Origin of the sequence: Streptomyces sp. NPDC048523, from assembly GCF_043199815.1 — a bacterium.
GTDB lineage: Bacteria > Actinomycetota > Actinomycetes > Streptomycetales > Streptomycetaceae > Streptomyces.
Genome location: NZ_JBICWQ010000008.1, coordinates 236,551 through 262,227, shown reverse-complemented (window position 1 = coordinate 262,227; position 25,677 = coordinate 236,551). Strand labels below are relative to the sequence as shown.

The window sequence follows — 25,677 nt, the reverse complement described above, 5'->3', positions numbered from 1 at the left end:
CAGGCAGGGTCCCTGATAGTTTACGGCGGCAGCAGCGTGGTGACGAGGATCTGGAGGGGCCCGATCATGAGCGATGTGGGGTACGCGCCGGCAGAGGTGCGGCGGGCCCGGTACGCCGTGGCCGCCGTTTTCGCCGTGCACGGAGCCGTGACCGGCTCGTTCGCGACGCGCGTGCCGTGGATCCAGGACCATGCCTCGGTGAGCGCGGGTCAACTGGGCTTCGCCCTGGCCTTCACGGCGTTCGGCGCGTCCTGCGCGATGCCGCTCGCCGCCCGGATCAGCCACCGCTTCGGCAGCCGGGCGGCGCTGCGCGGACTGCTCGTGCTGTGGACGCTGTCCCTGGTCCTGCCGGCGCTGGCGCCCAACCTCTACACCTTGTGCCCGGCGATGTTCGTGTACGGCGCGAGCGCCGGCATGGCCGACGTGGTCATGAACGCGCTCGGCGTGGAGGTCGAGAACCTGCTGGGCAAGTCGATCATGTCCGGGCTGCACGGCATGTGGAGCGCGGGTGCGCTCGTCGGGTCGGCGGGCGGCACGCTCGCAGCCCACCTGGGCGCGGACGCGCGGGCGCACTTCGCGCTGGCGGCGGCCTGCCTCACCGTCCTCGGCGTGGTGGCGTGCCAGTGGGTCCTGGACGTGCAGGCCGGTGCGGACGAGGAGGCGCCGCCCCGGTTCACGCTGCCCCCGAAGTCGGCCCTGCTGATCGGCACGGTCGGTTTCTGCGCGGTGTTCGCGGAGGGGGCGAGCCTGGACTGGTCGGCGGTGTACCTCAAGGACCGGCTGGACTCCTCGGCGGGACTCGCCGCCGCCTGCACGACCGGCTTCATGCTCACCATGGCGGTGGCCCGGATCGTGGGCGACGCCGTGGTCAACCGCTTCGGGTCGGTCCGCACGGTCCGCCTGGGCGGTGTCCTGGGCGCCGGCGGCGGGCTGCTCATCGTCCTGGCGAACCATCCGGCGGTGGCGATGACCGGCTTCGCCCTGATGGGTCTCGGCATCGCCGTGGTCGTGCCGCTGTGCTTCGCGGCGGCGGGGCGCAGCGGGCCCAACCCGAGCCAGGCGATCGCGGGTGTCGCGACCATCACCTACACCTCGGGGCTCATCGCGCCGAGCCTGCTGGGCGGGGTCGCCCAGGCCACCAACCTGACGGTCTCCTTCGTCCTGGTGACCGTCCTGGCCGGCGGCCTCGTCGCCTTCGCGGGCGTGCTGCGCGCCGGAGACCGGGACCGCCCGAAGCTCAGTCCCGCGTCGGCAGCAGTTCCCGACCGGCGGCCCTGAAGCCCTCGCTCCAGGGTGCGGGGCGCAGGGTTTCGGGGTCCAGCCGGACCAGCACCCGGGTGCCGCGCGCGTACGTCGTGACCCCGTCCGCGGAACAGAACCGGAAGCCGTAGGTCAGGCCGGTGGTGCCGAGGCGCTCCAGCCACAGGTGGACGGCGTAGGGGCCGCTGCGGGTGACGGGGACGTCGTAGCCGATGAGCAGCTCCTTGACGACGTTGCAGGCGTCCCCAGCGCTCGCCCAGTCACCCTCGAAGCGGATGCCGCGCTCCTGCCAGAACTCGGTCCAGGCCCGCTCGACGAGCAGCGGGTAGCGGGCGTTGTGGAGCATGCCCAGGGCGTCCAGGTCATCGAAGTGGACGGTTACCGGGATCAGCCGGCCGTAGGACAGGGCGGGGGCGAGGGTGGCGTCGGCGGTCACGGGCGGGACTCCTGGGTGTATGGGGCAACGACCCCATCCTAAGCGTTCGCTCACCCCAGGCCGGAGTGGCCGTGGGCCGGCCTACGGCGAGGCCAGGTCATAGGCGTACGCAGGGCTGAACGTGCCCGGTGTGCCCTTGCAGCCGTCCGACTCCCCCGGCAGCTTCACCCACAGGTAGGCGTCGATCTTCGGCTCGCCGGTGTCCAGGGTCGGGGGCCGGCCGATCTTCCGGCCCGCCGGGTCGCACCACTCGCCGTCGGGCGGGGCTCCGTTGCCGTTGCGGCTGGTGTCGATGACGGCACCCAGGCTCGACGGTCCGGCGAGGGCGGCGAGGACCTGGCGGTCGTAGGCGATCTCGGCGGACGTGGTGTGGAAGTTGGAGACGTTGCTGAAGATCCCGTCGGAGGAGGCGGCCGAGGCGGCGCCCGCCTGCTTCAGCAGGGCCGCCTGCTTGGCCGCCGGATGCCAGCCGGAGTGACCGGCGTCGTAGTAGACGCGGGCCCTGGGATCGGCGGCCTTCAGGACGCGGCCCGCGCGGGCCAGCGAGGCGAAGCGGTCGGCCCGTCCGGCGGCCGAGAGGCAGTCGGACTGGGCGATCGCGTCGGGCTCCAGGACGACGACGACCTCGCCGGAGCCGAGCCCCGCGGCGAACCGGTCGATCCAGGCGTCGTACGCGCCGAGATCCGGTGCCCCGCCCTGGGAAGCACCCCCGCAGTCGCGGTCCGGGATCGCGTACGCCACGACCACCGGGACCCGGCCCTGCACGGCACCGTCCGAGGTGACCGCGCGCACCCGGGAGGTGACGGTCGCCGGGGTGTAGTCGGCGAACCAGACCGCGGCCGGCCGGTCGGCGATGCGGGCCTCTATGACGTCGGCGCGCCAGTCGCGCGGGTTGTCCCGCAGCCAGTCGAGCACCTGGGAGGAGGGGTGGCGGTAGAGGAGCACCTTTGGTGGAACGGGGCTCGCCTTCTTGGGGGACGGGGGCGCGCTCGCCTTCGCGGCAGGCGAGGCGGTGGCGGAGGCGGGGGGAGAGGGAGAGGCCGGCTCGGACGTCGACGGCACGGCGGACGGCGCATCCGGCTCCGGGCTCGGGGAGCCGCTGACGAGCCCCGGCCGCGCCTCGTCGGTGCCGGGGCGGCCGTCGAGCGCGGAGAGCATCCCGGTCGCGGTACCGACGGCGACCACCAGGGAGGCCGCCGCGACCATCGCGGTGCGGCCCACGGCACGCCTGCGTGCGGCGCGGCGCGCGGCCAGTCGCTGGGCGCGTAGGCCTGACACCCGGTCGCTCCCCCCTCGCGCGACGGGCGCGTTCCCCCGTTCTGGGGAAGCGTCGGGCCCGCCGGTACCCCGGCCAGCCTAGGACTGGGACCCTGCCGGTATGGCGCAATTGGAACAGTTCACCACTCCCCTCGACGCGGTCGTCTCCCGTATGCGCGCCCTGGACGAGGGCCTGCCGGAGCGGGACGGTGTGGCGGTCTTCAACCGCGTCTACCTCGCCGTCACCGAGGCGGTCGACCGGTGCGTCGACGGGGGCCGGTTCACGGACGCGCGGGCCGCGATCACGCTGGACGTGCGGTTCGCCGAGCGCTATCTCGCGGCGGTGGAGGCGGTCGGGGGCGAACGCCGTCCGCCGGCCTGCTGGCGGCCCCTGTTCCAGTTCCGGCGCCACCCCGGCGTACGGCCACTGCAGTTCGCGCTCGCGGGCATCAACGCGCACATCGGGCACGACCTCGCGCTCGCCGTGGTGGACACCTGTCGTAGCCTCGGCTGCGAACCCGCCGATGTGGAGGACGAGTTCGACCGCGTGGGCGATCTCCTCGTCTCGCTGGAGGAGCGCATCCGCGAAGAGCTGATGCCGGGCCCCGACCTCCTCCAGATCGCCGACCCGCTCACCCATCTGCTGGGCTCCTGGAGCCTGGACCGCGCCCGCGACGCCACCTGGACCGCGGCCCGGGCCCTGTGGGCGCTGCGCGGACTGCCCGACGTGGCCGGGGAGTTCACCGAACGCCTGGACACGGCGGTGGGCTTCGCGGGACGCATGCTGCTCACACCGCTGCCGGACTGAGCCGACCGGGCCCCGGGCCGGCCTGTCCGGCAACTCTCCGGCACGTGGCACCGGTTGGGTTCCGCGGTCTAGTCCTCCGGCAGCTCCACCGGCGCGATCTCCTCGTACAGGTCCCCCGGCCCCGGGTTGCTCGCGTCGGTCTCGCCGCCGAAGTGGTGCATGACGCCCCAGACCGCGTTCAGGGCCGTCTGGATCGCGCCCTCGGCCCAGCCCGCCGTCCAGGAGATGTCGTCGCCGGCGAGGAAGATGCCCCGCTTGTCCTCGGGCAGCGCGTCCTGCATGAAGTGGGTGAACAGGCGCCGCTGGTAGCGGTAGTGGCCTGGCAGGTTGGCCTTGAACGCGCCCATGAAGTAGGGCTCGTTCTCCCAGGAGACCGTCACCGGGCTGCCGATGATGTGCTTGCGGATGTCGACCTTGGGATAGATCTCGCCGAGCGACTTCAGCATCACTTCCATCCGCTCGTTCGCGGACAGCGGCAGCCACTTCAGGCTGTCGTCGCACCAGGTGTAGGAGAGGCAGATGACGGCGGGCTTGTCCGGACCGTCGTCGAGGAGGTACGTGCCGCGGGTCATACGGTCGGTGAGGGTCATCGACATGACATCACGTCCGGTTTCCTCGTCCTTGTCCAGCCAGAACGGCCGGTCGACCGGGACGAAGAGCTTCGACGACTCCATGTAGTGGGTCCGCTCGATCGCGGTCCAGTGGTCGATCGGGAAGAGCGAGTCGTCGCAGGCGATCTTGGAGAGCAGCATCCAGGACTGCGCGGTGAAGATCGCCGCCGGATAGGTGCGGATGTCTCCCCGGGCGTCCGTCACGGTGATCCGGTTGCCGGCCGTGCGGTGCAGGCGGGTCACGGCCGGACGGGGCTCACCATCGACGTGCAACGACTTCAGCGACGTCCCGTACGGCCAGTGCACGATCTTCTCGGGCTCGCGCTCCCACAGCCTGAGCGGCAGCTGCTGGGAACCGCCGACGATCCCGCGGTGGTGGTCGTCGGCCTCGGTGTAGACGACGCGCAGGATCTCCAGGATGGAGTTGGGGAAGTCGGTGTCCCAGCCGCCGGTACCGAAGCCGACCTGGCCGAAGATCTCGCGGTGCCGGAAGGACTTGAAGGCCTCGGAGTCGCAGAGGAAGCCGTAGAAGGTCTGGTTGTCGAGCTTCTCGACGAGCCGCGCCCAGATCTCGCGGATGCGCGGCACGTCCCGCTCGCGCAGGGCGCGGTTCATGTCGGTGAAGTCGGCGCCTTCCTCCAGGCACCTGTTCCAGGCCTCGGCGACATCGCGGTAGACCTGCGGGAGGTCGGCGATGGTCTCGGCGTAGTGGGACTCGCCCTTGAGGTCGACGACCGTCGAAGGGGTGGTCTCCGCAAGGGGGTTGGGGAAGGGGCGGGTCTCCAGGCCGACGAGGTCGATGTAGTGCTGGAGGGCGGTGGAGGAGGGCGGGAAGCGCATCGCGCCCATCTCCGCGGTCAGCGTGGGGTCACAGCCCTCGAAACCCACGGTCCGCAGCCGTCCGCCGATCCGGTCGGCCTCGTACACGACCGGCTTGAGGCCCATCTTCATCAGCTCGTACGCGGCCACGATCCCGGAGAGACCGCCGCCGATCACCGCGATCTCGGTGCCGTGCTCGGTCGCCGGTATCTGGCCGAGGCCCGCCGGGTGGGCGAGGAAGTCGTCGTAGGCGTAAGGGAAGTCCGGTCCGAACATGGTGATCGGCGGCTGCTGCTCGTCTGCGTGCTCGACGGCGTTGGGCACGGTGGACGTCATGGGGTACGGACTCCTTGAAGCAGGGGGGTGGTTCAGACGAGGGACCCGTAGAGGCCGGGCCTGCGGTCCGCCAGGTACGGGTTCGCCTCGCGGGAGGCGGCGAGGAACGCGGGGTCGGCGTCGGCGAACACCAGTTCCTCACCGCGTCCGGCGCGGGCGCGGGCCACCCCGTCGGGGCCGGCCAGCACGGAGAGCCCGACGAACTCGAACTCCTCTTCCGGGCCGACCCGGTTGACGTAGGCGACGTACAGCTGGTTCTCCCAGGCGCGCACCGGCACGAGGGACTCGGCGACGAACTGGAAGGGGTGCATCTGGGCCGTCGGCACGATGAGGAGGTCGGTGCCGGCGAGGGCGTGGGCGCGGACGTTCTCCGGGAACTCGACGTCGTAGCAGATCATGAGGCCGACGGTGAGACCGGCCACCTCGGCCTGGACGACCGGCTGTTCGCCCGGCTCGAAGTGGTCGCGCTCGAAGCAGCCGAAGAGGTGGGTCTTGCGGTAGTTGGCGAGCCGGGTGCCGTCGGCGGAGATCAGCTGGGCGGAGTTGAAGACGGAACCGCCGGCCAGCTCGGGATAGCCGTAGGCGATCGCGACGCCGTGCCGGCAGGCGATCTCCGCGACCGCGTCCGCCGACTCCCCGTCGGCGGCCTCGGCGAGGCGGGCGACGTCATCGCCGATCGCGTACCCGGTGAGGAACATCTCGGGTGCGGCCAGCAGCGCGGCGCCCGCGGCGGCGGCCCGGCCCGCGGCCTCGTCGAGGACCTTGAGGTTCCCCTCGACGGAGCCGGGGCGGCCGGAGCTCTGGAGCAGGGCGGTGCGCATGCGTGATCCTCACCGGGCGGAAGGTGGATGTGGGGGCCACATGAAGGGGCCATGTAGACGGTACGGGCGGCTCACCAGGGGGGACAAGGAGAAGCCGTTGCGCGCCGGTAAGCGTTTCATTGCGTACGAGCACGCTCCTGCGGCGATTCGTTGCGCGGACGCCTGCCCGCCCGGCCCAGTACCAGCGCCGTCACCAGATACGGCACCGACAGGACCACGAACACCGTGCTGTGCGCCATGGACGCCCCGAGCAGGGTGTACACGCCGAACACGGCGACCGTGACCAGTTCCGTGCCCAGGCTCGCCACCGAGGTGAGGGTGGCCCGGCGGGCGTCGTCGATGCGGTGCTGGAGGCGGACGTCGGCGAGCACCTCGGCGAGCTGGAAGCCGGCGAAGGCGAGGCCGACGAGGGCGATGCCGGCCGGGGTGCGGACCCCGGCGCCCACGGCCAGGGCGAGCGCGGCCCCCGCGATCAGGGCGGCGAGGCCCCGGGTGCCGAGGCGCTCGGCGGGCCCGGCGAACAGGCTGCCGACGGTCACGGCCGCCCAGACCAGCAGGACCAGGTAGGGCACGGTCGCGTCGGCCACGCCGAGGTCGCGGATCAGCAGCGAGACGTACTCGTCGAGCGCGCCCCACACCGCGGCGACGGCCGGCACGAGCAGCAGGGCCCACTGGACGGACCGGTCCGCGCGGGCCTCGGCGAGTCCGGCCCGCAGGGTCGCCGACCAGCGGGTGCTCCCCTTCCCGGCCGGTACCCGGTGTTCCGGGAGCCTGGTCGCCGTCGCCGCGGCCAGCAGACAGGCCAGGACGCTCGCTGCGCCCACGGCCCGGTAGCCGCCCAGCGCGAGGACGGGTCCGGCCAGGCCCATCGCCACGACCGTGGCCAGCAGCCGTGCCGCCCGGGTCCGCCCCATCACGCGCGCGTACCGCTCGGCGGCCCCGAGTCGTCCCAGTTCGTCGTAGACCAGGGCCTCCAGCGAGCCGGAGCCGAGCGCGCCGCCGGCCCCCCACAGGACGAAGCCCAGCGCGAAGGCCGCGTACGACGGCACGGTCACCCACAGCGCGAAGCCGGCGGCCGTGAGCAGCGGTCCGATCCACAGCAGGCGGCGCCGCGAGACGGTGTCGGCCCAGGCGCCGGAGGGCACCTCGAGGACGACGGCCGTGAGGGACCACAGGGCGAACAGCGAGGAGATCTGCCAGAGGGGCAGACCGGTGTCGGCGAACAGCAGCGCGTACACCGGGTAGAGCAGCACGAGGTCGTCGAGGAACGCGTAGCCGTACAGCGTGGTCGTCAGCCGGCGGACGCCGGTCGCGGGCACACGTGCGCGTGAGAGTGTCATGGGGCCTTCCCTGAAGGGCGGTTCGGACGTCGTGGGTACGGCGTCCGAGGCGGCCCTCGGGAGGCACGGCTGGTGGATCAATGTCGCCAGGTCATGGCACCGATGCTAGACAGTCGCGGGCCCGCTGCCCAGCGAAAATGTGGTGATCACCGCGGCGTGGTCGGACGGCCAGTCGTTGTCCCCGACATCCGGCCAGGTCCGCGGGGTGCCGCTGACGTAGGTGCGCGAGTCGAGAACCCGCAGGCCGCGGTGGAGGACGAAGTCGATCCGGTCCTGGGGCTCCGGCCCGGCGTGGACCGGGGACCATGTGTGACCGGGCTCCCGTACGGGATCGGGATGCGCCTGCCGGTAGGAGTCGGCGAAGCCCGCTTCCTCGGCCGCCCTGGTCACCGGCCACTCGGCGTCCGGGCGGTCCAGGTGGGAGGGGCAGTTGAAGTCCCCGACGAGGACGGCGGGCTCGGCATCTCCGACGCGGCGCAGGGCCTCCCGCAAGTGCGTGAGCCGCACCTCCTCGTGAGCGGCCGGATCCCCGGCGGTGGCGTAGGGCCCGTACGCCTCGGCATCCAGGTGGACCGTCCACACGTCGACCTCCCGCTCCCCTACGGCGATCCGCGCGCCGGCCGCCCCGTAGAAACCGACGTCCGGGTCGCCCAGCACGGCCGTGACCGGGAAGCGGCTGATGATGCCGAGGTTCGTCCCGGCACGGTGGTGGTGCCAGCCGAGCGCCTCGGCGAGTTCCTCGGCGGCGGTGCCGTACGTCTCCTGGAGCCCGACCACGTCCACGTCGGTCTCGGCGATGACCTTGAGCTGCTTGGCCCGGTGGTCGTGGACCTTGGTGCCGCCGTACCAGAGGTTCCAGGTCATCACGCGGAACCGGTGCGGCAGCAGGGCGCGGAGTCTGTCCACGGTGGCGCCCGCCAGGCTGGCCAGTACGGTCCGGCCGGGCGCGGCCTCGATGGGGGCGAGCGAGGGCACCGCGAGCACCGCGCAGCCCGCCGCCTCCGCCGAGGCGACGCCGGTCTCCGTGTCCTCGACGGCCACGCAGACCGCCGGATCGACGCCGAGGGCCTGGCACGCGGCGAGGTAGGGGTCGGGGGCCGGCTTGGTGTGCGGCGTGTCGTCGGCGGTGACGGAGACCGCGAAGCGATCGGCGCCGAGCGCGTCGAGCACGGTGTCGGCGACGGCCCGGGGGGACGCGGTCACCAGAGCCGTGGGGACGCCCTCGCGGGCCAGGGCGTCGAGCAGGTCGAGGGCGCCGGGGCGGGGCACGATGCCGGTGCGGACGCGGTCCGCGAACTCCCGGTGGAGGGTGTCGGCGAGGTCGGCGGCCGGGGTGCCCGTGGCCGCGGCCAGCCAGGCGGCCGTGTGCTCGACCGGGCGGCCGAGAACATCGGGCCGGTCCTCCTCGGTCAGGGCCCGTCCGGCGACCTGCTCCACCGCCTCCCACCACAGCCGCTCGGTGTCGACGAGCGTGCCGTCCATGTCGAACAGGACGGCCTGGAGGGGGAGTCGGTTCACGGGTGCCTCTTTCTGGACGATCAGGACGTGCGTTCGGCCACGAGCACCGGCCGCTCGGGCAGCGACACGCTCACCGCGGCGCCGGCGGTGAGCGCTGCGGCCTCGTGCGCGGGCAGGTCGGCCTTGACCTCGGTGCCGTCGGCGAGCCGGACGGTGACGCGGACGGCCGCGCCCAGGAAGGACGTGGCGATCACCCGGGACTTGCCGTCCGCCTCGGCCCTTACCCGCACCGCCTCCGGCCGTACCAGCACATCGACCTCGGTGGCGGACGGCACCGGGCCGTCGACCGGCAGCCGCTGCCCGAGCACGTCGACCGTGTCCTGGACGAGCCGGCCCGGGATCCGGCTCATCGTGCCCACGAACTCGGCGACGAAGGCGGTGGCGGGACGGCCGTACAACTCACTCGGTGGCGCGCACTGTTCGAGCCGGCCGGCGTGCATCACGGCGACCCGGTCCGCCATGGACAGGGCCTCCTCCTGGTCGTGGGTGACGAACAGGGTGGTGATGCCGAGCTCCTGCTGGAGCCGCCGGATCTCCTCGCGGAGGCTGAGCCGCACCTTGGCGTCCAGCGCAGACAGCGGCTCGTCGAGGAGCAGCACGCGCGGGCGCAGGGCGAGCGCGCGGGCCAGCGCGACCCGCTGCTGCTGGCCGCCGGAGAGCTGGTGCGGGAACCGCGCGCCCTTGTCGGCGAGCCCGACGAGGTCCAGCAACTCGGCGGCACGGGACCGCCGTTCGGCCGTACGGACCCTGCGCATCCGCAGTCCGAAGGCCACGTTGTCGAGCGCGTCGAGATGCGGGAAGAGGCTGTACGACTGGAAGACCATTCCGGCGTCCCGGCGGTGGGCCGGCACCCGGGTCACGTCCTCACCGTCCACCAGCACCTCGCCGGAGTCGGGGTGTTCGAAGCCGGCGAGCATCCGCAGAGCGGTGGTCTTGCCGCAGCCGGACGGGCCGAGCAGGGCGAGCAGTTCACCCGGCCGGGCGGTCAGGTCGAGTCCGTCCAGGGCGACGGTCGGACCGAACTCCCGCCTGAGGCCGCGGAATTCGACGGTGGCAGCTGATTCAGGCATGGTCATCCCCGGGAGGTAGTGCGGGTACGGCCGCCGAAGCCGGCCAGGACGAGGAGCAGCACCCACGTCACGAGCAGGCTGAGCACGGACACGGCGACGGACAACTGGGCCTGCGAGCCGCTGACGTTGACGATCCACACGGCGAAGGGCTGGAAGCCCAGCAGCTGGGCCACGGTGAACTCGCCGAGCACCAGGGCCAGGGTGAGGAAGGAGGCGTTGAGCAGGGCGCCGCGCAGGTTGGGCAGGACGGCCCGGACGAGGGCCTGCGGCCAGCCGGCACCGCAGCTGCGAGCGGCCTCGACGAGGGTGCGGACGTCGATCGCGCGCAGCCCCGCGTCCAGGGCCCGGTAGACGAAGGGCAACGCCATGACGACGTAGGCCAGGACCAGGATGAACGGGAAGTCGGGGTTCTGGATGGCCACGAAGGTCTCGAACAGGGGGGTGCGGGAGAGGTGGTCGGGGCCCCACTTGAGGACCGTGCCGATGCCGGCGACGAACGCGATCGGCGGGACGACCAGCGGCAGCGAGCACACCACCTCGACGAGAGGCCGCAGCCGGGGCGCGCCGAGCCGCAGCGCGACCATGGCGGGCACCATCAGCAGCAGGACGACCGCGATGGTGGCGAGGGCCAGCTCCAGCGAGAGCAGCAGGCTGGAGACGAAGCCGTCGGTGGAGAAGATCTGGGTGTAGGCGTCGAAGGTGATGCCCTGGCCGGGCACGTCGACGGTGAAGACGACGGAGGCGGCCAGCGGCACCAGGAAGTACAGGCCTGCGAGGCCGAGCACACCCCACCGCCACAGGTTCAGGCGAGCCATCGCGCACTCCTCCGCTGCAGGGGCAGGTACACGGCCATGACCAGGCCCGCGACCAGGACCATGTCGAGGCTGAGGGCGAGCGCCACGTTCTCCTGGCCGACCAGCACGTTGCCGGAGATGGCGTCGGCGATCTGGAGGGTGACGAGCGGGATGGAGCTGCCCACCATCGCGGCGGCGGTGGCGTAGGCGGCGAAGGCGCTGCCGAAGAGCAGCACGAACCCGCCGAGGAGCGTGGGCAGCAGGACGGGCAGGGCGACGAACCGCCAGTACTGCACGCCCGTTGCCCCGTTGTTCTGCGCGGCCTCGCGCCACTGGACGCGCAGCCCGTCGAGGGCCGGGGTGATCGTGAGAACCATGAGGGGGATCAGGAAGTACAGGTAGACGATGACCAGGCCCCAGAAGCTGTAGAGGTCCCAGCCCTTGTCGGTGAGGCCGAACTGCCGGGTCAGGACACCGGCGTTGCCGAGCGTGGCGACGAAGGCGAAGGCCAGCGGCACGCCGCCGAAGTTGGCGAGGACCCCGGACGCGGTGAGCACGGCCTCGCGCAGGGCGCGGAAGCGGGAGGTCACCACGGCCTGGGCGAGCGGCAGTCCGACCAGGGTGGCGAGGGCGGCGGACACGGCCGACAGCTTCACGCTGCCGAGCAGCGCGGTGAGATACGCGCCCTTCAGGGAGGCCGTCAGGTTGTCGAGAGTGTACGAAGTCGCCCCGGTGGCCTGGTCCTTGGCGGTGAACGCGCCGTTGAGCATGGCGATCGCGGGGAGCCCGAAGGCGACCGCGACGAACGCGAGCAGCGGGACGACCGCGACCCAGCCGAGGGACCGGCGCCGCCGCTTCGCGCGAGCGGCGGGCGCCGTGTCCACCCGTACGGCGGTGGCCGTCATCCGGAGACGGCCTTCGCCCAGCCCTGTCCGAGGACCGTCTTGGCCTTGTCCTGCTGGGCCTCGGTCGGGAACTTGGGCGTTCCGGAGACCGCGGGCAGCTTGGCCGCGGCGGCCTTGTCGAGGGTGCCGGCCTTCTCCATGGCGGTCATCAGGGCTGGACGGGCGTATCCCTTGAGCCAGAGGTTCTGGCCCTCGGCGCTGTAGAGGTACTCCTGCCACAGGCGGGCGGCCGCCGGGTGCGGGGCGCCCTTGTTGACGGCCTGGGAGTAGTACTGCGAGAACTGGCCGTCGCTCGGGACCGTGACCTTCCAGTCGACGCCCTTGGACTTGAACTCGTCGGCGTACCCGGCGTTCAGGTAGTCCCAGTCGATGCTGATCGGCGTCTCGCCCTTCTCGACGGTGGCCGGGGTGGACTCGACGGGCGTGTAGTTGCCGTTCTTCTTCAGCTTGGCGAAGAAGTCCAGGCCGGGCTGGATGTCGTCGAAGGAGCCACCGTTCGCCAGCGCGGCCGCGTAGACGCCGCCGAAGGCCGAACCGGACTTGGTGGGGTTGCCGTTGAGGGCGACCTGGCCCTTGTACTGGGGCTTGAGCAGGTCGGCGAAGGTGGTGGGGCAGGTCTTGACCCGCTTGGCGTCGCAGCCGATGGAGATGTAGCCGCCGTAGTCGTTGTACCAGCGGGCCTGCGGGTCCTTCTGCCCGGTCGGGATGTCGCCGTACGACGCCACCTTGTACGGCGCGAGCAGGCCCTGCTGGGCGGCGCTGATCGCGAAGGAGCTGCCGAGGTCGAGCACGTCGGGCGCCCGGGTCTGGCCCTTGCGCGAGGTCACGGCGTTGATCTCGTCCTGGCTGGAGCCGTCGGGATTCTCGACGGCGACCTTGATGCCGTACTTCTTCCGGAAGCCGTCGATGAGGGCGCCGTAGTTGGCCCAGTCGCGGGGCAGCGCGATGGCGTTGAGCGTGCCCTCCTTCTTCGCCGCCTTCTCGAGTGCGGCGAGGCCCCCGAAGTCGGCGGCGGAGGTGGCGGTGGCGGCGTTCTTGCCGTCGGCGGTGGTCGACGCGTTGTCGGGGGCGGCGCCGCAGGCGCTCAGGGCGAGTGCGGCGAGAACACCGAGGGCGGCTGTTCTCGGCAGGGACACGGTCACGGCTTCTCCAGGGGACGCGCGAGGGTGGAGCCAAACGGAGAGAACTTGTCTGAACAAGTTGGCCTCAGTAAGGCCGCCGCTGGTGTCCTGGCGGTAAACACTGGCGAAACGATGACCCCTGAATTCCCGCACAGTCAGGGCTTCTCCGAGCCGCCGGGGATGTGGACTACGCTGGTCACGCTGTGCACAGCGACCGACTCAGAGGGGAAGCATGGGGGCGCGACACGAGGAGATCGCCGACGAACTGCGCCGGGCGATCGACCGCGAGGAGTACACCGTCGGCAGTCTGCTGCCCGCCGAGACGGAGCTCGCGGCGCACTACGGCGTCTCGCGCGGCACGGTCCGCCAGGCGGTGGCGGCGCTCACGGCCGAGGGCCTCATCGGCTCCCGCCAGGGCGCCCGCCGGGTGGTGCTGACCAGCCGCCGCAGCCAGAGCTTCGCCGAACTGCGGAGCTTCGCGGAGTGGGCGCGGGCGATGGGGCGTCGGGCGACGGGCCGTGTGGTGGCGCAGGAGTCCCGGCCGGCCTCCAAGGAGGACTCGATACGCCTCCAACTGGCCGTCGGTACACCGGTGTTGCACGTCCTCAGGGTGCGCGGCCTGGACGGCGAACCGGTGTTGCTGGAGCGGACGGTGTACGCCGACTGGATCTCCCCGACCGTCGAGGCCATCGAGCCCGAGTGCCCCTCGGTCACTCAACGCCTGTACGACGAGACGGGGTTGATCTTCGCCTACGGGGAGCACGTCATCGACGCGGTGGCTGCGGGGGCGCGGGACGCGGAGCTGCTGGGAGTCCGCCGCACGAGTCCGCTCCTGCGGGTCCGCCGGGTGACCACCACCCGGGAGGGCCGCCCGGTCGAGTGGTCGGACGACCGCTACCGTTCGGACGCGGTGAGTTTCAGCGTGCACAACTCGATAGGCAACAACGCGCTGGCCAGGAAGACGGCCGACTGAAGGGGACCCTCATGGAGATCACCGGCCTCCCGCACGTGGACGTGCACACGCAGATCGTGGCTGCGGACGCCCACGCCGTGTGGCAGAGCATCGGCGAGGTTCTGGACCGCTCCTTCTCCGAGGGACGCTTCGCCGGGTACGCCCGCCTGGTGGGCTGCCCGGACCGCACGCCGGCCGGACCGCGCCCCATGGCAAAGGGCTCGGTCTACCCCGGCTTCCATGTGCGGTCCGCCGACCCGGGCCGGGAGCTCGTCCTGGTGGGCCGCCACTACTTCTCGACGTACGCCCTGGTCTTCCGCCTCGACGAGACCGGTCCCGGTCTCACCCGGCTGCGGGCCGAGACCCGGGCACGGTTCCCCGGGCCGGTCGGCACCCTCTACCGGCTGCTCGTGATCGGTACGCGCGGGCACGCGATCTCCGTACGGCGGCTCCTCGCGGCGGTCCGTCGCCGCGCCGAACACGTCAGGTAGGCGAGCCCGAGGAGAAGCGGCGCAGCAGCGGGGAAAGGACCAGGACCGACTTGGTGCGCTCCACGAACGGCTCGCCCGCGATCCGCTCCAGGACGCGTTCGAAGTGCCGCATGTCGGAGGCGAAGACCTGCACGACCGCGTCCGCCTCGCCGGTGACGGTGGAGGCGGCCACGACCTCCTGGTAGCGCTCCAGGCCCCGCTGGATGGTCTCCGGGGAGGTGTTGCGCCGGCAGTAGATCTCGACGAACCCCTCGGTCTCCCAGCCGAGGGCCGCCGGGTCCACGCGTACGGTGAATCCGGTGATGGCCCCGGTGGCACGCAGCCGGTCCACGCGCCGTTTCACGGCGGGCGCGGACAGGCCGACGATCTGCCCGATGTCCGCGTAGGAGCGGCGGGCGTCCTCGGCGAGGGCGTGCACGATGCGTTCGTCGAGATCGTTCAGCACGGTGGGTGGATCAGCCTTCGGGTGTTGCGAGTCGGGAACGGCGATGGCCGTATACGAAGTAGAACACGAGCCCGACGGCCATCCAGACCCCGAAGACCACCCAGGTGACGGTGGACAAGCTGCCCATCATCCACACGCAGAAGCCGAAGCCCAGCGCCGGGAACACCGGCGAGAGCGGGACGCGGAAGGTCCGGGGCATGTCCGGGCTGGTCCGGCGCAGCACCACGACGGCGATGTTGACCAGCGCGAAGGCGAAGAGCGTGCCGATGCTGGTGGCGTCGGCCAGCTGGCCGAGCGGGATCGCCGCGGCCAGCACCCCGCAGAACAGGGACACGATCACCGTGTTGGCGCGGGGCGCGCCGGTCTTCGGGTGGACCCGGGAGAACACCTTCGGCACCAGTCCGTCCCGGGACATCGCGAAGAGGATGCGGGTCTGGCCGTAGAGGACGGTCAGGACGACGCTCGCGATGGCGATGACCGCGCAGAACGCCAGCAGGGTGCCCCAGAAGCTCTGCCCGGTGACCTCGCGCATGATCTGGGCGAGCGCGGCCTCGGAGTCGTTGAAGTGCCGCCAGGGCTTCGCGCCGACCGCGACGGCCGCGACCAGGACGTACAGCGCGGTCACGATGACCAGCGACAGCATGATCGCGCGTGGCAGGTCGCGCTGGGCGTCCTTCGCCTCCTCACCGGCCGTGGAGGCGGCGTCGAAGCCGATGTACGAGAAGAAGAGCGTGGCACCGGCCGCGCTGACCCCGGCCATCCCGAGCGGCATGAAGTGCTCGTAGTTGCCCGAGCGGAAGCCCTGGACGCCGATCGCGCAGAACAGCACCAGCGCGGCGATCTTCACGACCACCATGACGGTGTTGGCGCGGGCCGACTCGCGGGCGCCGCCCAGCAGGAAGGCCATGGCCAGCAGGACGACGATCAGCGCCGGGAGGTTGAAGACGCCGCCGTCGCCGGGCGGGGCGGACAGCGCGTCCGGGATGGTGACGCCGATGGTCCCGTCGAGCAGCTCGTTGAGGTACTCGCCCCAGCCGACGGCCACGGCGGCGACCGAGACGCCGTACTCCAGGACCAGACACCAGCCGCATATCCAGGCGATCAGTTCGCCCATGGTTGCGTACGCGTACGAGTACGAGGACCCGGCGACCGGGATGGTGCCGGCGAGCTCGGCGTAGGACAGGGCCGAGAAGAGGGCGGTGAGGCCGGCGATCACGAAGGAGAGGGTGACGGCGGGACCTGCCTTCGGCACCGCCTCGCCCAGCACGACGAAGATGCCGGTGCCGAGGGTGGCGCCGATGCTGATCATCGTCAGCTGCCACAGTCCGAGGGAGCGCCTGAGGGCTCCTCCCTCGCCCTGACCGCCCTCCGCCACCAGGCGTTCCACCGGCTTGCGCCGCATGAGGCGCGCGCCGAGCCCCGTGGCCCGTGGTGTGCGCTGTTGTGGGGGTGCGCCTTGGTCGAGCACGCGCTGACTCCTTCGTCGGTGCAGGTGAGTACAGCGAAGCACCCTACGAGCCCGGACGTCACAGTCGTAATGCAGCAACCTTGCACGCACTCGCAAGATCGTTGCGTTCCTGGCCGATGGACGGGCGTTCGTTGCGCACGCCTCCGACCGGTGGCCGTCAGCGGTCCTCCGGCTCCCCCGCCACGGCCCTTGCCTCAGCCACGTCCGCCTCGTCGAACCCCATCCGGCCGGGCTTGCCGTACGCCTCCCGCTGGGCGTCGATCCACCGTGTGTGGGCCTCCCACGCGGCCTGTTTGCTGGTGCCCGTCGCGGCCCCGATCTGCGACCAGGAGGCGCCGGCCGCGCGGGCCGCGCGCACGGTCAACTGACGGCCGTAGGACGCCTTGCGGGCCACGACCTCGCTCAGGGCGAGGAGTTCGAGCAGTTCGGCCCGGTCGGGGGCGTCCGTGGCCCCGCCCAGCGCCTCCCGCATGCGCAGCTCGTCGAGCCGGGAGACGGCGGTCAGCAAGGTGTACTGCGGCTCGATGCTCTCGGGTGTCGTCATGCCCCCAGGCTCGCGTCAAGCGGGCTTGACGTCAAGGTTGCCTGACGCGATTTCTCGAACGAGGAACACGCAGGCGTCGACGCACTCACGGGTCGTGCCGTCGTGCTCCTCGTACGCGTAGCGGTCCAGGTAGTCCGTCACCGGCCGGTAGCCGAGCCGTGCGTACAGGGCGGCCGCGCGCGGGTTGTCCTGCCCGGCGCCGATGCCCACAATCGTCAGACCCCGTTCCCGGACCAGTTCCTCGGCGGCCCGGATCAGCTCGGTGCCGATCCCCCGCGAGCGCAGCTCCTCGGGCCAGACCGCGAGGCCGCCGATCTCGGGGCAGTCCCACGTGACCTCCGGCGCCGCACACCCGGTCCAGCGCAGCTCCGTGTGCCCCACGGGCCGCCCGTCCAGCCACGCCACGAGGTAGGTGCACTCCCCCGCCTCCTGCCGCGCGAACCGCCTGGCGTGGAAGGACGTGGCTCCCGGCGAGCCCATGTACCGGTCGAGCAGCGCGACATCGCCGCTCCGGCAGACGCTGATCTCCATACGACGACCGTACGGACCGGGAAGGCGGACGGCCCCCGGTTTTCAGGCGGGGGCCCCGCACCACGGACGGACTCAGCTCCAGCTGGCGTGCAGCGGCTTGCCCTCCGCGTAGCCGGCCGCGCTCTGGATGCCCACGACCGACTTCTCGGCGAACTCCTCCAGGGAGCCCGCACCGGCATAGGTGCAGGAGGAGCGGACGCCCGCGATGATCGAGTCGATCAGGTCCTCGACGCCCGGGCGGGCCGGGTCGAGGAACATCCGGGAGGTCGAGATGCCCTCCTCGAACAGCGCCTTGCGGGCCCGGTCGTACGCCGACTCGTCCGACGTGCGGTTGCGCACCGCCCGCGCGGACGCCATGCCGAAGGACTCCTTGTAGAGCCGTCCGCTCGCGTCCTGCTGGAGGTCGCCCGGCGACTCGTAGGTGCCCGCGAACCACGAGCCGATCATCACGTTGGACGCGCCGGCGGCCAGCGCCATGGCGACGTCGCGGGGGTGCCGGACACCGCCGTCGGCCCACACGTGCTTGCCGTACTTCTTCGCCTCGGCCGCGCACTCCAGGACCGCCGAGAACTGCGGCCGGCCGACACCGGTCATCATGCGGGTGGTGCACATGGCACCGGGGCCCACACCGACCTTGACGATGTCCGCGCCGGCCTCGATCAGGTCCCGCACACCCTCGGCGGCCACGATGTTGCCGGCCACGATCGGGACCTGCGGGTCGAGCGCCCGCACCGTCCTGATCGCGGTGATCATCGACTCCTGGTGGCCGTGCGCGGTGTCGATGACGAGCGTGTCGACGCCCGCGTCGAGCAGTTGCTTGGCCTTCTCCGCGAAGTCGCCGTTGATGCCCACGGCGGCGGCGATGCGCAGCCTGCCCTGCGCGTCGACGGCGGGCGTGTACAGCGTGGCGCGCAGGGCGCCCTTGCGGGTGAGGATGCCGGCGAGGCGGCCCTCCTGGTCCACGGCGGGGGCGTAGCGCCGGTTGGCCGCGTCGAGGCGGTTGAAGGCCTCGCGCGGGTCGATGTCCGCGTCGAGCAGCACCAGGTCGCGCGACATGACTTCGTTCAGCTGCGTGAAACGGTCGACCCCGGACAGGTCCCGGTCGGTGACGACACCGACGGGCCGGCCCGCCTCGTCGACGACCACACCGGCGTTGTGCGCGCGCTTGGGCAGCAGGGCGAGCGCGTCGGCGACGGTCTGGTGCGGGGCCAGCACGATCGGGGTGTCCAGGACGTGGTGGCGGCTCTTCACCCAGGAGACGACCTCGGTGACGACCTCGATCGGGATGTCCTGCGGGATGACCACGAGGCCACCACGGCGGGCCACGGTCTCGGCCATGCGGCGCCCGGCGATGGCGGTCATGTTGGCGACGACCAGCGGGATCGTGGTGCCCGTGCCGTCCGGCGAGCTGAGGTCCACCCCCTGCCGCGAGCCGACGGCGCTGCGACTCGGGACCATGAAGACGTCGTCGTAGGTCAGGTCGTACGGGGGCTGGATGTCGTTGAGGAAACGCACGTGCTGCACATCCCAGTCGATCAGAGGTGGCCCCCGGACAGGTCAGCCAGGGGGAAAGAGCACGTACTTCATTCTCCCACGCCGGGCGGAACGCCACCCACGGGCGGATCGTCCAGACCGGCCGCGGGGGCCCTAGGACGAACCTCCAAGGGCGAGCGCCACGGTGACTGCCGACGCCTGCGAGAACACCTCGCGCGCGGTCGCCCACTCGTCCGGCCGCGCCGCGGCGTACCGGTCCCAGTGCCGTACGACCACGACGGTCTCCTCGTCGACGCCGTCCCCGGACCACAGGCCCGGGTCGGAGAGGACGTCGGCCAGCGCGTCCCAGTTGCGGCCGAACCAGTCCGGCAGCCGCAGGTCCCGGGCGCAGCGGTCCATCAGGCCCGCCTTGTCCGCGACCCCGTCCAGGTCCAGGTCCAGCGTGACCACCCGTGCCGTCATCTCAGGACCGCCCTGAACGAGTCGTAGTGATCATCGGTGTAGTAGATCTCCCCACCCTGTCCGGTGACGATGCGCCGGGCCCCGCGATCGCGCGAGCCCGGCGTCGGGACGGTGTACTCGTGGTAGTAACCGCGCTGGTGCGCGGGCAGCAGCCGCTCGAAGTTCCCGAAGACCGCGCCGTCCTTGGCGTAGGGGAACGGACCGCCCCTGTCGATGAGTTCGAGGGTCTGCCGGGCCTCGGCCGGGAGCTTCGACTCCTGGACGGAGGCGAGGCCGCCGCCGCGCGAGGGATCGTTGTCGGTGGCCGAACACCCCGTCAGGACCAGCAGGGACAGAAGCATTCGGGAGACGAACCGCAGCAGCATGAACGCGATGCTGCCACGGCCGCCCCTCATGACCGTCCGTCAGGGCCCGTCCGGGTCGGCCCTGTTGAGCGCCGGCTTCGGCGGCGTCCCCGCCGTCATCAGGTAGTCCGCGGCGGAGGTGTCCGTCACCAGGCTGGTGACGAGTCCGGACCGCAGCACGGCGTCGATCGCGGCCCCCTTCCGCTGGCCGCCCGCGATCGCGACGACCTCGGGGATACGGCGGAGCTGCTCGGTCTTGACGGTGATGCACCGCTCGCCCAGGTCCCGTCCGACCCGGCGGCCCTCGGCGTCGAAGAGGTGCGCGGACATCTCGGCGGCGACACCGAGGGAGGCGTAGTGGGCCCGCTCCTCGTCGCTGAGCATGTCGTGCACCGTCGAGATGCCCGGCTCCCAGGAGCCGATGGAGACACAGGCGACCGTGACCTTGTCGAAGTACTCGAAGGCCCGGGCGATCCCGGTCTGGTGGCGCAGCGCCTGCGCGGTGGCCGCGTCCGGCAGCAGCATCGGCGCGTAGATGGGGTGGGCGTCCCCGCCGGACACCTGGGCGGCCCGCCGCACCGCCTCCACCGAACCGCGCTCGGCGGTCCCGGCGTCGTACACCCCCGTCAGCTGCACCACCGTGCACGGCGGGAGCCGGTCGAGGGCGGCCGCCATGTGGATGGTGGAACGGCCCCAGGCCAGGCCCAGGATGGCACCCTCGTCGACCAGCTCGCCGAGCAGGTCGGCGGCCACTTCTCCCAGGTTCTCGGGGTCGGGCGAGTCCTGGGCCTCGGCTGGGGACTCGACCACGACGGCGTGCCTGAGGCCGTAGCGGGCGCGGAGCGCGTCGGAGCGCTCGGCGTCCAGCTCGGCCGGCACGCGGATCTCGATCCGCACGAGATCCCGTTCGAGAGCGGTCTCCAGGACCCGGGCCACCTTGAAGCGGCTGACGCCGAACTCCTCCGCGATCTGGATCTTGGATTTGCCCTCGAGGTAGAAGCGGCGGGCCATGGCCGCCGCCTGCACCAGCTCAGCGGGTCCCATCCGCATGGCTGACCGGCCAGCCGACATACCCGACACGGCGATCTCCTCACTGCTGTTCACACTCTGGATTCGCCGTTCATCCTTGCAGATCCGGCGCACTTGATCAGCCCTGATGGGAGCCGTTCACGTTCCTGACGCTCAGTGGTCGCACGCCCACGAGGCCTTCGCGGTCGCCCCCTCTGCCTGGTTGCGCAGTGCACGTACCGCCTCGGCCGGGTCGGACGCCCCGTACACCGCCGACCCGGCGACGAAGACGTCGGCGCCGGCGTCCGCGCAGCGCTCGATGGTGGCGGCCGAGACCCCGCCGTCGACCTGGACCCACAGCTCAAGACCGTGCTTGCTGATCAACTCGCGGGTCCGGCGAATCTTGGGGAGCATGATGTCGAGGAAGGCCTGACCCCCGAAACCGGGCTCCACCGTCATGATCAGCAGCATGTCGAGCTCGGGGAGCAGGTCCTCGTACGGCTCGATGGGCGTCGCGGGCTTCAGCGCCATGGAGGCGCGGGCACCCTTGGCGCGGATCTCCCGGGCGAGCCGGACCGGAGCGGCAGCCGCCTCCACATGGAAGGTGACGGAGGAGGCCCCCGCCTCTACGTACTGGGGCGCCCAGCGATCGGGGGCCTCGATCATCAGATGGCAGTCCAGCGGGGTGTCCGTCGCACGGGCCAACGACTCTACGACCGGCACACCGAGCGTGAGGTTGGGAACGAAATGGTTGTCCATGACGTCGACATGGAGCCAGTCGGCTCCCTCGACCGCCTTCGCCTCGTCCGCGAGGCGGGCGAAGTCGGCGGACAGGATGCTGGGGTTGATCTGCGCGGCCATGCCCCAAGCCTCCCATGCCCGGGGGCGAACGGGCGCGCCGGTCCAGACCTCAGCCGTTCATCCGATGTTGTGAACGGGCCGCGCGTGTCATGCTGGGCGGCCGGTCGGCTCGACAGATGGCACCGGGGGTGGCCATGAGCGGAAATCGGGGCATCGCGCATCTCGTCTGCGGACGCCGTGCCAAGTGGCTGGTGCTGGCCCTGTGGCTGGTGGTGCTCTTCCTGACGGCGCCCCTCGCCTCCAAGCTCACCGACGCCCAGGACAACGACGCGGCCTCCTGGCTGCCCGGCTCCGCGGAGTCGACCCAGGTCCTGCAGATCTCCGAGGACTTCAGGCCGGAACAGATCCCCGCGGTCGTCGTCTACGCGCGCGACAGCGGTCTCACGCCCCAGGAGCGGGCCACGATCGCCGAGGACGCGGCCGAGATCAAGCGGCTCACGGCACACGGCATCCGCGGCTCGGAGACCCGGGGCCCGGTCTACGACCGGCAGGGCAACCCGCGCGCGGCCCAGATCATCGTCCCGATCACCATGGACGAGAAGGGCTGGGAGGAGATCTCGCCCGCCGTCGACTCGATCCGTGACGTCGTGGGCGAGGGCGGCGACGGCCTCGCCGTGCACATCACCGGCCCGGGCGGCACCTCCGCGGACTTCTCCGAGGCCTTCGAGGGCATCGACTCGACTCTGCTGCTGTCGGCGATGGCCGTCGTCATCGTCATGCTGCTCATCACCTTCCGCAGCCCCACTCTGCTCCTGGTCCCCCTGCTCTCCGTGGTCGCCGCGCTGTTCACCGCGCAGGCCTTCATCTACCTGCTCGCCCAGCATGCGGGACTGACCGTCAACGGCCAGAGCGCGGGCATTCTGACCGTGCTCGTCTTCGGCGCGGGGACCGACTATGCCCTGTTGCTGGTCGCCCGCTACCGCGAGGAACTGCACCACCACGAGGACCGCCACGAGGCGATGGCCCGCGCCCTGCACCGTGCGGGCCCGGCCGTGCTCGCCTCCGGTGCGACCGTCGTCCTGAGCATGCTGGTCCTGCTGACCGCCGAGATGAACTCGACCCGGGGCCTCGGCCCGGTCGCCGCGATCGGTGTCGCGGTCGCCCTGCTGGCGATGATGACCCTGTTCCCGGCCCTGCTGGTGATCTTCGGCCGCTGGATGTTCTGGCCGGCGATCCCGCGCTTCGGCGACCCCGACCGCATCGACACCGGGCTCTGGGCCCGCGCCGGCCGCCGTATGGCCCTCCGCCCCCGGATGGTCTGGAGCGCCACGGCCGCGGCCCTCGTGATCTGCTCGCTCGGCCTGATCCAGCTGCGCGCCGAAGGCATCAGCAACGCGGACGCGTTCACCGGGAAACCGGACTCGATCACCGGCCAGGAGGTGTCCGCGAAGTACTTCCCCGCGGGCAGCGGCGATCCCCTGGTCGTCGTCAGCAACCAGGCCCAGGCACGCCAGGTCGGCGAGGCGGTCGCGGGAACCCGGGGAGTCGTGCCAGAGTCCCTGGGCCTGCCACCGGGCACGAAACCGTCGCACGAGGGCAAGGTCCTCTTCGAGGCGACGATGACCGCCCCGTCCGACAGCGAGGCCGCGAAACAGACGGTGGAACGGGTCCGGGACGCCGTCCACGCCGTCCCGGACGCCGACGCCCAGGTCGGCGGCGGTACGGCCGCCCTGCTCGACATGGACCGGGCGACCACGCACGACAACAAGCTGATCATCCCGCTGGTGCTGGTCGTGGTGATGCTGATCCTGTGCGCCCTGCTGCGCGCCCTGATCGCCCCGCTGCTGCTGATCGGGACGGTGATCCTGTCCTTCGCGGCGGCCCTGGGCATCAGCGCCCTGGCCTTCCGCCACCTGTTCGACTACGCGGGCGAGGCCACGGACTTCCCGCTGTTCGTGTTCGTCTTCCTGGTGGCACTCGGCATCGACTACAACATCTTCCTGACCACCCGCATCCGCGAGGAGACGGCCCACGGGGGCACCCGCGCGGGCGTGGTCACGGGTCTGGCCGCGACCGGTGCGGTCATCACCTCCGCCGGTCTGGTCCTGGCCGGCACCTTCGCCGCTCTCGGCACCCTCCCGATGGTCGCCTTCGCGGAGATCGGCTTCACGGTGGCGCTGGGCGTCCTGCTGGACACGTTCATCGTGCGGTCGGTGCTGGTCACGTCCCTGTTCCTGGACGTGGGGCCGAAGGTGTGGTGGCCCCACAGCCTGTCCAGGGAGGAGGAGACCCACCCAGGGGCGCGGGGAACTGCGCGACCGGCCACGACGGCGCCGCAGACGCGCGACTAGATCATCCTGTCCTCTGGATCATCCTGTCCTGCGGATGACCGCCATGTACATCGCATCGGTCCCGTGCACATGCGGCCACAACTGAACGTCCGGCCCCTCCCCCAGCTCCGGCACGCCGGGGAACAACGGCCGGGCATCGACAAGCTCGGCGGCCGGCCACTGCTTGAGCACGTCCTCGACAACGGCCCGCGTCTCCGCGAGATGAGGCGAACAGGTCGCGTACCCGACGACCCCGCCCACCCGGACGGAGTCCATCGCGGTGCTCAACAGCGCCCGCTGCAAGGGCCCGAACCCCTCCAGGTCCTCGGGCCGACGCCGCCACCGGGCCTCCGGGCGCCGCCGCAGCGCGCCGAGCCCCGTGCACGGCACGTCCATCAGGACCCGGTCGAAACTCCCCGGCTGCCACGGCGGCCGGGTCCCGTCGGCGGCGATGACCTGGTACGGCCCGGGATTTCCGGCGAGCGCCCTGGCGACGAGCCCGGCCCGGTGCGGCTGCTTCTCGGAGGCGAGCAGCGCGGCCCCGCGCTCGGCGGCGAGCGCGGCGAGCAGCGCGGCCTTGCCGCCGGGTCCCGCACACCCGTCGAGCCACTTCTCGTCCCGCCCGTCGAGAGGCGCGTTCGCCAGCGCCACAGCGACGAGCTGACTGCCCTCGTCCTGCACGCCGGCCCGGCCCTCCCGTACCGCGTCGACGGCCCCGGGCTCACCGCCCTCGGACAGCCGTACGGCGTACGGCGACCAGCGCCCCGCCACGGCCGACTCCTCGCGCAGCAGTTCCTCGGTGGTGGACCGCCCCGGCCGGGCGACGAGGGTCACCTCCGGCCGTTCGTTGTCGGCCTCCAGCAGCCGCTCGATGCCCGCCCGCCCGCCGCCGAGGGAGTCCCACAGCGCGGAGACCACCCAGCGGGGGTGGGAGTGGACGACGGCGAGATGGTCCTCGGGATCGTCGTCGTAGGGCGGAGCGACCTTGGCGATCCACCCGTCGAGGTCGTCCTGCGCGATCTTCCGCAGCACGGCGTTGACGAACTTGGCCCGTCCGTCCCCGAGCACGACCCGCGCGAGCTCGACGGAGGCGGACACGGCCGCGTGCGTCGGGATGCGCGTCCCGAGCAGCTGATGCGCCCCGAGGCTCAGGACGTCGAGCACCGGCGGATCGACCTCGCGCAGCGGCCGGTCCACGCACTCCGCGATGATCGCGTCGTACGTCCCCTGCCGGCGCAGCGTCCCGTACACGAGCTCGGTGGCGAGGGCGGCGTCCCGCGCCTCGAAGCCGCCCTTCTCCCGTGCCTTCCTGAGCAGCGGCGGCAGGACGAGGTTGGCGTACGCGTCCCGCTCGTCCACGGCCCGCAGCGCCTCGAAGGCGAGGAAGCGGACGGGGTCCTTCTGGGGCCGACGGTAGGGCTTGCCGGGCTTGTGGGGCCGACGGGGCTGGTCGCTCACGAAAAAGGTGCTCCGGGTTCAAGGTCTGGATACGCCCCAAGGGTACGTCCGCCGAGAACCACGTGACCCTTCGAGGGGGCCGGGTGATCCCGGGAGCGGGGCGTCACTCGCCGGAGACGCGGCACGGCCGATCCGACGCACCGCACCGTCTCACCTCGTGCTCACGCGGACGACCGGACCCGCGACCACCGCCCGCACGACGAGCCCGACACAGCGGCGCCCTGACAACCACCACCACACCGACCGCCCTCAT

General features: G+C 71.8%; 25 protein-coding genes. 5 read left to right on the top strand and 20 right to left on the bottom strand.

Features of this window, described 5'->3' with window-relative positions:
• Positions 1 to 66: 66 nt before the first annotated feature.
• The gene (locus ACGFWE_RS35240) at positions 67 to 1,278 is read left to right on the top strand and encodes an MFS transporter (protein WP_393604152.1); all 1,212 of its coding nucleotides are present in this window, start codon (positions 67 to 69) and stop codon (positions 1,276 to 1,278) included.
• Here the strand turns inward: ACGFWE_RS35240 and ACGFWE_RS35235 are convergent.
• On the bottom strand, positions 1,238 to 1,696 hold the full coding sequence (locus ACGFWE_RS35235; RefSeq protein ID WP_393604150.1) for an acyl-CoA thioesterase: 459 nt from the start codon (positions 1,694 to 1,696) through the stop codon (positions 1,238 to 1,240). The genes ACGFWE_RS35240 and ACGFWE_RS35235 overlap by 41 nt on opposite strands.
• Positions 1,697 to 1,777: 81 nt before the next feature.
• Entirely contained in the window at positions 1,778 to 2,902 is a 1,125-nt protein-coding gene (locus ACGFWE_RS35230) for a glycoside hydrolase family 6 protein (protein ID WP_393604219.1), read from the bottom strand.
• Positions 2,903 to 3,074: 172 nt separating this feature from the next.
• Between ACGFWE_RS35230 and ACGFWE_RS35225 the strand changes: the two genes are divergently transcribed.
• Positions 3,075 to 3,761, top strand: a complete 687-nt coding sequence (locus ACGFWE_RS35225) for a DUF5995 family protein (protein ID WP_393604148.1) — start codon at positions 3,075 to 3,077, stop codon at positions 3,759 to 3,761.
• 68 nt (positions 3,762 to 3,829) lie between these two features.
• Here ACGFWE_RS35225 and ACGFWE_RS35220 read toward each other — a convergent pair whose 3' ends face one another.
• The 8 genes from ACGFWE_RS35220 to ACGFWE_RS35185 all read right to left on the bottom strand — a co-directional run bounded on the left by ACGFWE_RS35220 (position 3,830) and on the right by ACGFWE_RS35185 (position 13,117).
• Entirely contained in the window at positions 3,830 to 5,527 is a 1,698-nt protein-coding gene (locus ACGFWE_RS35220) for a flavin monoamine oxidase family protein (protein ID WP_393604146.1), read from the bottom strand.
• Positions 5,528 to 5,559: 32 nt separating this feature from the next.
• Entirely contained in the window at positions 5,560 to 6,348 is a 789-nt protein-coding gene (locus tag ACGFWE_RS35215; protein WP_393604144.1) for a carbon-nitrogen hydrolase family protein, read from the bottom strand.
• A gap of 116 nt (positions 6,349 to 6,464) precedes the next feature.
• Positions 6,465 to 7,688: an MFS transporter gene (locus ACGFWE_RS35210; protein ID WP_393604142.1), complete on the bottom strand. Its 1,224-nt coding sequence runs from the start codon at positions 7,686 to 7,688 to the stop codon at positions 6,465 to 6,467.
• 105 nt (positions 7,689 to 7,793) lie between these two features.
• Positions 7,794 to 9,206 (bottom strand): HAD-IA family hydrolase, encoded by a 1,413-nt coding sequence (locus ACGFWE_RS35205; RefSeq protein ID WP_393604140.1) that lies wholly within the window; start codon positions 9,204 to 9,206, stop codon positions 7,794 to 7,796.
• Between the two features lie 20 nt (positions 9,207 to 9,226).
• Positions 9,227 to 10,276, bottom strand: a complete 1,050-nt coding sequence (locus ACGFWE_RS35200; protein WP_393604138.1) for an ABC transporter ATP-binding protein — start codon at positions 10,274 to 10,276, stop codon at positions 9,227 to 9,229.
• A 2-nt stretch (positions 10,277 to 10,278) separates the two neighbouring features.
• Positions 10,279 to 11,091, bottom strand: a complete 813-nt coding sequence (locus ACGFWE_RS35195) for an ABC transporter permease subunit (RefSeq protein ID WP_352389941.1) — start codon at positions 11,089 to 11,091, stop codon at positions 10,279 to 10,281.
• A complete protein-coding gene (locus ACGFWE_RS35190; RefSeq protein ID WP_352389942.1) occupies positions 11,079 to 11,975 on the bottom strand; it encodes an ABC transporter permease subunit in 897 nt (298 codons plus the stop codon). Before ACGFWE_RS35190 ends, ACGFWE_RS35195 begins: the two co-directional genes overlap by 13 nt.
• Positions 11,972 to 13,117, bottom strand: a complete 1,146-nt coding sequence (locus ACGFWE_RS35185) for an ABC transporter substrate-binding protein (RefSeq protein WP_393604136.1) — start codon at positions 13,115 to 13,117, stop codon at positions 11,972 to 11,974. Before ACGFWE_RS35185 ends, ACGFWE_RS35190 begins: the two co-directional genes overlap by 4 nt.
• 211 nt (positions 13,118 to 13,328) lie before the next feature.
• On the opposite strand from ACGFWE_RS35185, the gene ACGFWE_RS35180 reads away from it, so the two are divergent.
• A complete protein-coding gene (locus ACGFWE_RS35180) occupies positions 13,329 to 14,069 on the top strand; it encodes a GntR family transcriptional regulator (protein ID WP_393604134.1) in 741 nt (246 codons plus the stop codon).
• Positions 14,070 to 14,080: 11 nt separating this feature from the next.
• A complete protein-coding gene (locus ACGFWE_RS35175) occupies positions 14,081 to 14,539 on the top strand; it encodes a hypothetical protein (protein ID WP_393604132.1) in 459 nt (152 codons plus the stop codon).
• On the opposite strand, the gene ACGFWE_RS35170 is transcribed toward ACGFWE_RS35175, so the two are convergent.
• The 9 genes from ACGFWE_RS35170 to rpe form a co-directional block, all read right to left on the bottom strand.
• On the bottom strand, positions 14,532 to 14,984 hold the full coding sequence (locus ACGFWE_RS35170; protein WP_007380661.1) for an Lrp/AsnC family transcriptional regulator: 453 nt from the start codon (positions 14,982 to 14,984) through the stop codon (positions 14,532 to 14,534). The two genes, ACGFWE_RS35175 and ACGFWE_RS35170, sit on opposite strands and share 8 nt — an antisense overlap.
• 10 nt (positions 14,985 to 14,994) lie before the next feature.
• Positions 14,995 to 16,452 (bottom strand): amino acid permease, encoded by a 1,458-nt coding sequence (locus tag ACGFWE_RS35165; RefSeq protein ID WP_393604130.1) that lies wholly within the window; start codon positions 16,450 to 16,452, stop codon positions 14,995 to 14,997.
• 157 nt (positions 16,453 to 16,609) lie between these two features.
• Positions 16,610 to 16,996: a hypothetical protein gene (locus tag ACGFWE_RS35160; RefSeq protein ID WP_393604129.1), complete on the bottom strand. Its 387-nt coding sequence runs from the start codon at positions 16,994 to 16,996 to the stop codon at positions 16,610 to 16,612.
• A gap of 15 nt (positions 16,997 to 17,011) precedes the next feature.
• Complete coding sequence (locus ACGFWE_RS35155) at positions 17,012 to 17,527, bottom strand: GNAT family N-acetyltransferase (protein ID WP_393604128.1); 516 nt, start codon at positions 17,525 to 17,527, stop codon at positions 17,012 to 17,014.
• 72 nt (positions 17,528 to 17,599) lie between these two features.
• A complete protein-coding gene (locus ACGFWE_RS35150) occupies positions 17,600 to 19,042 on the bottom strand; it encodes a GuaB1 family IMP dehydrogenase-related protein (RefSeq protein ID WP_393604217.1) in 1,443 nt (480 codons plus the stop codon).
• Between the two features lie 132 nt (positions 19,043 to 19,174).
• Positions 19,175 to 19,483, bottom strand: coding sequence for a barstar family protein (locus ACGFWE_RS35145; RefSeq protein WP_393604127.1), 309 nt, complete (start codon positions 19,481 to 19,483; stop codon positions 19,175 to 19,177).
• Positions 19,480 to 19,848 carry a ribonuclease domain-containing protein gene (locus tag ACGFWE_RS35140; protein WP_393604126.1) on the bottom strand — a complete coding sequence of 123 codons (369 nt, stop codon included), beginning with the start codon at positions 19,846 to 19,848 and terminating at the stop codon, positions 19,480 to 19,482. Before ACGFWE_RS35140 ends, ACGFWE_RS35145 begins: the two co-directional genes overlap by 4 nt.
• 39 nt (positions 19,849 to 19,887) lie before the next feature.
• Positions 19,888 to 20,931: a sugar-binding transcriptional regulator gene (locus tag ACGFWE_RS35135; RefSeq protein ID WP_393604125.1), complete on the bottom strand. Its 1,044-nt coding sequence runs from the start codon at positions 20,929 to 20,931 to the stop codon at positions 19,888 to 19,890.
• A gap of 78 nt (positions 20,932 to 21,009) precedes the next feature.
• On the bottom strand, positions 21,010 to 21,696 hold the full coding sequence (rpe, locus tag ACGFWE_RS35130) for a ribulose-phosphate 3-epimerase (RefSeq protein ID WP_393604124.1): 687 nt from the start codon (positions 21,694 to 21,696) through the stop codon (positions 21,010 to 21,012).
• A gap of 134 nt (positions 21,697 to 21,830) precedes the next feature.
• On the opposite strand from rpe, the gene ACGFWE_RS35125 reads away from it, so the two are divergent.
• Positions 21,831 to 23,987 (top strand): MMPL family transporter, encoded by a 2,157-nt coding sequence (locus tag ACGFWE_RS35125; RefSeq protein ID WP_393604123.1) that lies wholly within the window; start codon positions 21,831 to 21,833, stop codon positions 23,985 to 23,987.
• 18 nt (positions 23,988 to 24,005) lie between these two features.
• On the opposite strand, the gene ACGFWE_RS35120 is transcribed toward ACGFWE_RS35125, so the two are convergent.
• Positions 24,006 to 25,424: a transcription antitermination factor NusB gene (locus ACGFWE_RS35120; RefSeq protein WP_352389955.1), complete on the bottom strand. Its 1,419-nt coding sequence runs from the start codon at positions 25,422 to 25,424 to the stop codon at positions 24,006 to 24,008.
• Positions 25,425 to 25,677: the final 253 nt, after the last annotated feature.

Coding starts and splice junctions, on each gene's coding strand:
- ACGFWE_RS35200 (WP_393604138.1), bottom strand. CDS start 10,276: ATGCCTGAATCAGCTGCCACCGTCGAATTCCGCGGCCTCAGGCGGGAG.
- ACGFWE_RS35195 (WP_352389941.1), bottom strand. CDS start 11,091: ATGGCTCGCCTGAACCTGTGGCGGTGGGGTGTGCTCGGCCTCGCAGGC.
- ACGFWE_RS35220 (WP_393604146.1), bottom strand. CDS start 5,527: ATGACGTCCACCGTGCCCAACGCCGTCGAGCACGCAGACGAGCAGCAG.
- ACGFWE_RS35210 (WP_393604142.1), bottom strand. CDS start 7,688: ATGACACTCTCACGCGCACGTGTGCCCGCGACCGGCGTCCGCCGGCTG.
- ACGFWE_RS35125 (WP_393604123.1), top strand. CDS start 21,831: ATGAGCGGAAATCGGGGCATCGCGCATCTCGTCTGCGGACGCCGTGCC.
- ACGFWE_RS35180 (WP_393604134.1), top strand. CDS start 13,329: ATGGGGGCGCGACACGAGGAGATCGCCGACGAACTGCGCCGGGCGATC.
- ACGFWE_RS35155 (WP_393604128.1), bottom strand. CDS start 17,527: ATGGAGATCAGCGTCTGCCGGAGCGGCGATGTCGCGCTGCTCGACCGG.
- ACGFWE_RS35240 (WP_393604152.1), top strand. CDS start 67: ATGAGCGATGTGGGGTACGCGCCGGCAGAGGTGCGGCGGGCCCGGTAC.
- ACGFWE_RS35140 (WP_393604126.1), bottom strand. CDS start 19,848: ATGCTGCTGCGGTTCGTCTCCCGAATGCTTCTGTCCCTGCTGGTCCTG.
- ACGFWE_RS35215 (WP_393604144.1), bottom strand. CDS start 6,348: ATGCGCACCGCCCTGCTCCAGAGCTCCGGCCGCCCCGGCTCCGTCGAG.
- ACGFWE_RS35160 (WP_393604129.1), bottom strand. CDS start 16,996: ATGACGACACCCGAGAGCATCGAGCCGCAGTACACCTTGCTGACCGCC.
- ACGFWE_RS35145 (WP_393604127.1), bottom strand. CDS start 19,483: ATGACGGCACGGGTGGTCACGCTGGACCTGGACCTGGACGGGGTCGCG.
- ACGFWE_RS35230 (WP_393604219.1), bottom strand. CDS start 2,902: ATGGTCGCGGCGGCCTCCCTGGTGGTCGCCGTCGGTACCGCGACCGGG.
- rpe (WP_393604124.1), bottom strand. CDS start 21,696: ATGGCCGCGCAGATCAACCCCAGCATCCTGTCCGCCGACTTCGCCCGC.
- ACGFWE_RS35190 (WP_352389942.1), bottom strand. CDS start 11,975: ATGACGGCCACCGCCGTACGGGTGGACACGGCGCCCGCCGCTCGCGCG.
- ACGFWE_RS35175 (WP_393604132.1), top strand. CDS start 14,081: ATGGAGATCACCGGCCTCCCGCACGTGGACGTGCACACGCAGATCGTG.
- ACGFWE_RS35225 (WP_393604148.1), top strand. CDS start 3,075: ATGGCGCAATTGGAACAGTTCACCACTCCCCTCGACGCGGTCGTCTCC.